General features: G+C 47.7%; 1 protein-coding gene and 2 pseudogenes. 1 reads left to right on the forward strand and 2 read right to left on the reverse strand.

Annotated features, from left to right (window positions below; all coding sequences use genetic code 11):
• Nucleotides 1-211 precede the first annotated feature (211 nt).
• The gene (locus DXZ20_RS19450) at nt 212-3,199 is read left to right on the forward strand and encodes a two-partner secretion domain-containing protein (protein ID WP_163699948.1); all 2,988 of its coding nucleotides are present in this window, start codon (nt 212-214) and stop codon (nt 3,197-3,199) included.
• Nucleotides 3,200-3,236: 37 nt separating this feature from the next.
• On the opposite strand, the pseudogene DXZ20_RS19455 reads toward DXZ20_RS19450, so the two are convergent.
• Together DXZ20_RS19455 and DXZ20_RS19460 are read right to left on the reverse strand one after the other, a co-directional pair.
• Nucleotides 3,237-4,068, reverse strand: a pseudogene (locus tag DXZ20_RS19455) (Uma2 family endonuclease).
• A 752-nt stretch (nt 4,069-4,820) separates the two neighbouring features.
• Nucleotides 4,821-6,434 (reverse strand): annotated as a pseudogene (locus tag DXZ20_RS19460) (hypothetical protein); the annotation flags it as partial.

A 6,434-nucleotide genomic window follows, 5' to 3' on the forward strand; every position in this document is an offset into this window, starting at 1 on the left:
TATGGGGTAGCTAACGCCTTGTTCTATCCAGGTGCTCCTTTAAAGACCGACTTAACCCTATAGTGAATGATCCGTAAATTAAAACCCATGATTCAACAATTCTCCCGATCGCTCTAGCTGTGTTTTGTAAGCTATGGCAAGAAGACAAAGTTGTTTGTCTTTGGGCAAGCCAATCATGTTATGAACGCTCATAGAAGCAAGGCTCCCTATCATGTCTCGACTGGTAATGCCCCGACGAGTAATACCCCGATTAGACTGGTCTACTAAGCTGACGGGTTACAGCTGGGTGATGGCAACGCTGCTGAGTGCGTTGGCACCCTCAGGGATTGTCCCAGCAGCCCAGGCCCAGACCCAGGACCCGATTGTGCCTGACAACACGACTAACTCGGTGGTGCCCAAGGGCTGTACTACATGCCCGATTACGGGCGGTATCCTCAGCGACGATAGTCAAACTCTTTTTCACAGTTTTCAACAGTTTTCAGTACCTACTGGCGGGGCGGCTCTTTTCTTGAATGATCCGTCCCTGAGCACGATCATCACGCGGGTGACAGGGGGGCAACGCTCGGATATTGACGGTGCGATCGCGGCCCAGGGCAACGCTGATTTGTTTTTACTTAACCCCAACGGCGTCATCTTTGGTCCCAATGCCGTGCTCCAGGTGCCGGGTTCTTTTATTGCCAGCAGCGCTGACAGTGTTGTCTTTGCCAATGGCGATGTTTTTAGCGCTGCTACAGCCAATGCTCCACCGTTATTAACCGTGAGTACCCCTGTGGGGTTGCAGCTAGGAACAACGCCAGGAGATATCCTTGTGGAAGGTTCAGGTGACTTTCCACCCACACGGCCTGGTTTATTTGTGTCCCCTGGTCATACCCTGGCTTTATTGGGAGGTGATGTCAGGGTAGTCGGTGGCACTGTGTCGGCACCATCGGGACGGTTAGAAATTGGCAGTGCGGCCCAGGGGACAGTCAGACTAAGGCCTGTTACCAACGGTTTTGATCTGCAATACAACACCGTCTCAAGATTTGGCGCAATTGACCTGAGTCAGGGAGCCTTACTTAACACCAGTGGCCCTGGGGCCGGAGACATTGACCTACGGGGACAAACAGTTCTTGTGGAAGACGGTTCCCAGGTATTAGCGGTAACCCAGGGGCCATTATCAGGGGGAGATTTAAGGATAAGGGCCACTGATTCGGTCACCGTGCAAGGAGAGTCGGCCAATGGTCAGATTATCAGCCGTTTGAGTACGGATACCATTGGTGATGGCATGGGCGGCGACCTGATTGTGGATACACGGCAGCTTCAGGTTCGCGATCGCGGTTTGCTATCGGCCTCCACGGCAGGGAATGGAGCTGGAGGTAATCTGATCCTGCGGGCTAGCGACTCGATTGAACTTAGCGGGACTGGGTTTCAGTCACTACAAACCCTGATTATCGGTGCCCTTCAAGGCACATTAGATATTTCTGCTGCTGAAAGTGGACTATTAGCCGGCAGTGATGGAGCCGGAGCAGCGGGTCAACTAAGGATTGATACGCCCCAGTTACGCCTGCAGGACGGAGCATTAATCTCAACCACGACTAGTGGCAATGGTGCGGGTGGCGATGCGTTTATCAAGACTACTGAGTCAGTTGAAATCATCGGTTCAATTATCTTAACGGGCACTCTCCAAGGCACCACCCAGGATGCCGGTGATTTAACTCTCGATACTCAGCGTCTGGTATTGCGCGATGGCGGACTATTACAAACAATCACCTTTGGCGCAGGAGATGGCGGTGAATTGATCGTCAATGCCACTGAGTCAGTTGAATTGCTAGATACCCCAGTAGGAGCCGTTGCGCCTACGGGCATTTTTGCCAACAGCATTTTTGGTACCGGCTCGGGGGGGAATATTACGGTCAATACCCAGGAATTCACTATGACAGGGGGCGCTCAGGTGAGTAATCAAACGGGGGCTTTTTTGGGGAACGCAGTGATTCCATTGGGCGGTCCTGCTGGAGATGTCATTCTCAATGTCGGCGGCACCACTGAAATCATTGGCTTATCCCCAAATGGTCGCTTTGGCAGTGGTCCGGGTACATCTAGCTTTAGCGGGGCTCCTGCCGGTGATGTAATACTCAACACCGGTAATCTCTTTATTCGAGATGGGGCCAATATTTCGACCACTACCTTTAGCGATGGGCTAGGGGGCACACTCACCGTTAATGTGACCGATGTGTTAGAAATCAGCGGCACTGGTACAAGACAACCCTTAGGGGTAATTGTCGAATTGCCCAGTAGCCTGGTCTCCTCGTCTGGGCGAGACGATTTTCCGGGGCTGGTGGGCAATGGGGCAGCGGGAGAGCTACAGGTCACTGCAGGTGAGCTGATTATTCGAGATGGGGGTGCGATCGCAATCAATAGTCAAGGGCCTGGTGATGCGGGCACATTAAATGCCACCGCCAATCTGATTCGGCTAGAAAATGGCGGCACCATTAACGCGGCCACCACCACGGGTGCTGGCGGCAACATTGAGCTACAAACGCCTATTTTGCTATTGAGACAGGGCAGCAACATTAACACCGATGCTGGTAATGCCGACGGTGGCAACATTGACATTGATACTGTTTTTCTCATCGCCTTAGAAAACAGCGATATTACAGCCAATGCCCAACAAGGTAGAGGGGGAAGAGTTAGCATCACTGCCCAAAATATTCTCGGCACAGCCTTTAGAGAAAACCTAACCCCTGCAAGTGACATTACAGCCACATCAGCATTGGGGCCTGAGTTTAGCGGTGTGGTCGACCTCAACACACCTGAGCTAGAACCCGACAGCGGCCTGGTGGAGTTACCTGCCACCATTAACGATCCGACAGATCAAATTGTTGCAGGTTGCGCCGCTGATAGTAACAATAGTTTTGTTATTGGTGGCCAAAACGGACTACCGACAAATCCTACCCAGCGACTACAAACATCAGGTGGCTGGCAAGATTTACGTTTTTTAAATGATGTTGATGCGGCAACAACATCAGCACCTGAAAGCGAGACTGTGATCATCGAGGGACCAACAATCTCAAATTCTCAACCGATGCTTGAGGCTAGCTACGCCCAGGTTAACGACAACGGTCAAATTGTTTTAGCCGCTAAAACCCATGACCCATCTCGGTTTAATTCTCAGCATGACCCATCGGGTGAATGTGCTGCCCATCGTTACAATTCCCCCTAGGTCCTGGCTCAATAAGCGACATTGATGGTCTCCTTGCTTAAACTGTGTCTGGATCAACCCCCATCGCTCTAAGACGTTCTGCTAATTGTTCTGCCCGTTTTTCTGCTTGCTCGGTATCTGTTAGCAGCCAGTTACCGTCTACATCACACCACCGTAGCCATGGGCCAGGCAACCCTTCAAAGTAGCCTTCCCATAGGCCCAATCCGATTTTTAAGTCGTCTAGCCAAATCATAGGGGTGCCATCCTGGATGGATTGCTCTTCATAACGGCGACCAACGAGCTTAAAATAGCGCAAGCGCTGGGTATAACGGCTATAGACCAGGGAATGGGGAACTCGTAGATATTTTTCATAAACGTCGACCTTGCTGGGAGGACGTTCGGCACCATTGGCCGGAGGGTGGGCATTGCCCACTCTGCTTTCGGGAATTTTATTATCGTCATCAGGAATCTGATCGCTATCTTTGAAAAATCGACCCAGGTCTTCCTGTTCTGTGCGGGGGGATAAAAATTCTACAACGATGGTGGGGGCTTGGGCCTTCTTGCCAGACGACGTAGCTACGGCGTAGGTCATGGCCATCGTAGAGGCGAGGGACGTCGAGTGCTAAGAACCAGTCAGGGCGTTTGTGCCAGAGGGGGTGCTGAACATCGTAATAAAGGTTAAGGTCAGAGCCGGTAAAGCGGTTGTCGGCGGCGTAATCTTGTAGGCGCAGGGTACGGCTCAGCAGTTGGGGTTGTAGGTCATGAAATTCGTCTGGCAAACCGGGTTCCTCTGGAAATTCGCTAGGTAGGTCATACATAGTAGGCAGTGTCTCGCGCGGGGAGCGAGGCTGCTCGGTTTGAGGGACGGAATAGCCAGTGGTGAAGGGCATGAGGTGGCACAATCAGCTAAACAGCATTAGCAGGCTAGTGCTATTGTACAGAATAAAAATTACTGGAACTGTTACTGCGGCCCCTAACTCAGCTACTAATATAGCCAAGGACGTTGTTCGAGTTAGTGGTGTTTAAGAAGATCCTTTAAGGAGGGCATATCAAGCCCGGATGCTTACCATTAATAAAAATACTTATAAACCCTGTGATTTAGGCGCTGTAATTATGGGCAACCAAGAGGAGTTGATATTAATTCAAGTAGCTAATGACATCACTAAAATTCTAATTTTGAAGTTCTTAAAACGCTGATTATATCATTCCAAGATATGCGGATATTTCTTGATGAATAATAGCCAAAAAGTCAATTAGCTTTCTGGGGAGATTGTTGTCAAAACAAACAATAAAAATATTAGAAACAACCTCTAGGATTTGTACACTAAGCGTTTTGAGGATCTGTTCGAGGGAAAACTAAGCTGATCTTAATATCGTCAATATCCTTGGGCTCAAAGACTTTACGGGATCTTCTGAATGCAGCTTTCTGATGTCTACGTCTTATAGAAATAATACGCGCCTTAGACTTAACTGAAGAGGTCTCATCCTCTTTTGAGTTTGGCTGTTGATCATCAGCGTCGCTAGGGCGTTTCAGATCACTACTCTCGCTCATGAAGATATCCTTTTACGTACGCCTATAAGGTGGACAAGAGTAAGGCACGGTCACCAATATAACACTGCTTTGTAACAGGGGGAAATAATTCTAAAGGCTCATACCTACTCTTAATTCCCAAAGTGTTGCAACGAATGATCCATAAAAATCCATAAGGTCATCTGCAATATCCTTCAAGTCTGATTCATCTATTTCCTCAAGGCTTGACAAAGTATCAATGCACACTACACCACCAGGTTGCCCATCATCTGCCAACATGAAAGGAAACGTAATAAATGCTCTGGCATGACGCCCTAAACTTTCAATGGTTTGCCGAGGAAGATCGAAATCTTGGAGCCCCTCAATATACTCTTCTGGGTTCTGTTTATAATCAGCCAGACGATGAGTAACTATAGGCTTCAGAGGTAAAGACTTAAAACATCGACCTGGTGGCCCTTGTCCCTGTCCTTCTAGGCGATATTTAGTACTACTAGGTTTCTTATGTAAACCATTGAAATCATCTGGATCCAAACGCTTTAGATAACGATATTTGGTGGAGCGCAGAGCATTCTTATCCTGAAAATCAGGAACCCAAATTGATATTCTTGGACGTACCGTCTCCCAAGTAAGTTTAGGGTTATTCGACTGAAGTAGCTCAAGAAAAACATCATCAATTTCTGACAAAACCTCTTCTAGCTGTTGCCGAACAATGTCAATAACTCTAAGTGCTCTAGGTAGCTTGGGAGGGCGTTGCAGATTTCTGTTGCGCCTATATACAAAGATCTTTTGGGGTACATATGGTTTAGCAAAAACTTCAAAAGGGTTTTCTGGATCTTTAGGCCTTAAGGAAGCATATACCCTTGGACCTTGCTGATTTGCCCAGGATCTAACGAACTCTTCTGCAAGGATAATATGATCAGCGTCAGCAATACGAGCTAGACGGGCACACTCATTAAGTTCTACACCAATTAAGTGGTTATCATCTTCCCCAGCTCTTGTAATACTTTCAGACCATCCTTGGTGAAGAGCAATTTTAAGATCAGTCGGAGGTCGTTGATTTTGCATATGTTCTATCAGTTCACAAGCAAAATCAATCAAACGCTGGTGCTCTACAGCAGGCCAAACAGCAATAAACCTATCCAGTGCTCCATCAGTTTCAGCAGAATAGTTTCGCGCTAGCAACGGATGTTGAATCACAAAATCCCAAAGCACCTTTAGCACATGACGCTGATCTACTCCCCTCAGATTAGAGAAATCTACAACATTACCAACCAACATCAATCCAAATCGTGCATTACTTATGGAGGCAATACTGTTTTCTCTTGGGGACTTTGCAATAAAGATGTTATACCCTTGTTCAACAGGGTATAACCTAGGGGTCATTTGGGGATGATAGGCTCGAATTTTTTGCTCAATATAGCGATGTAGTTCATCGACGGAGATACGTCCATCTCTATCAAAATCGGCATCTCCAGACTCTATACCCTCAACAAAGTATCTTGTATAGACAGATAGACCAATTGACTTATCTTCAAAAGAAGATTCTATGGATGAGGATGAAGTAAGAATGGCTCGTCCTTTGCCTCCAAGGCTTGGGATACAGTCAATTGTAGAGTCAGCTTCCCCTTTGGGAATATAATCATTAGCGAAAGCACCACTAAAACAGCAGTCTAAGATAATAACCTGGTACTTAGAACGGCTACTATCCATTTGAGATTGAACATA

Origin of the sequence: Adonisia turfae CCMR0081 (assembly GCF_011009555.1) — a bacterium.
In the GTDB taxonomy this organism is placed as follows: domain Bacteria; phylum Cyanobacteriota; class Cyanobacteriia; order Phormidesmidales; family Phormidesmidaceae; genus Leptothoe; species Leptothoe turfae.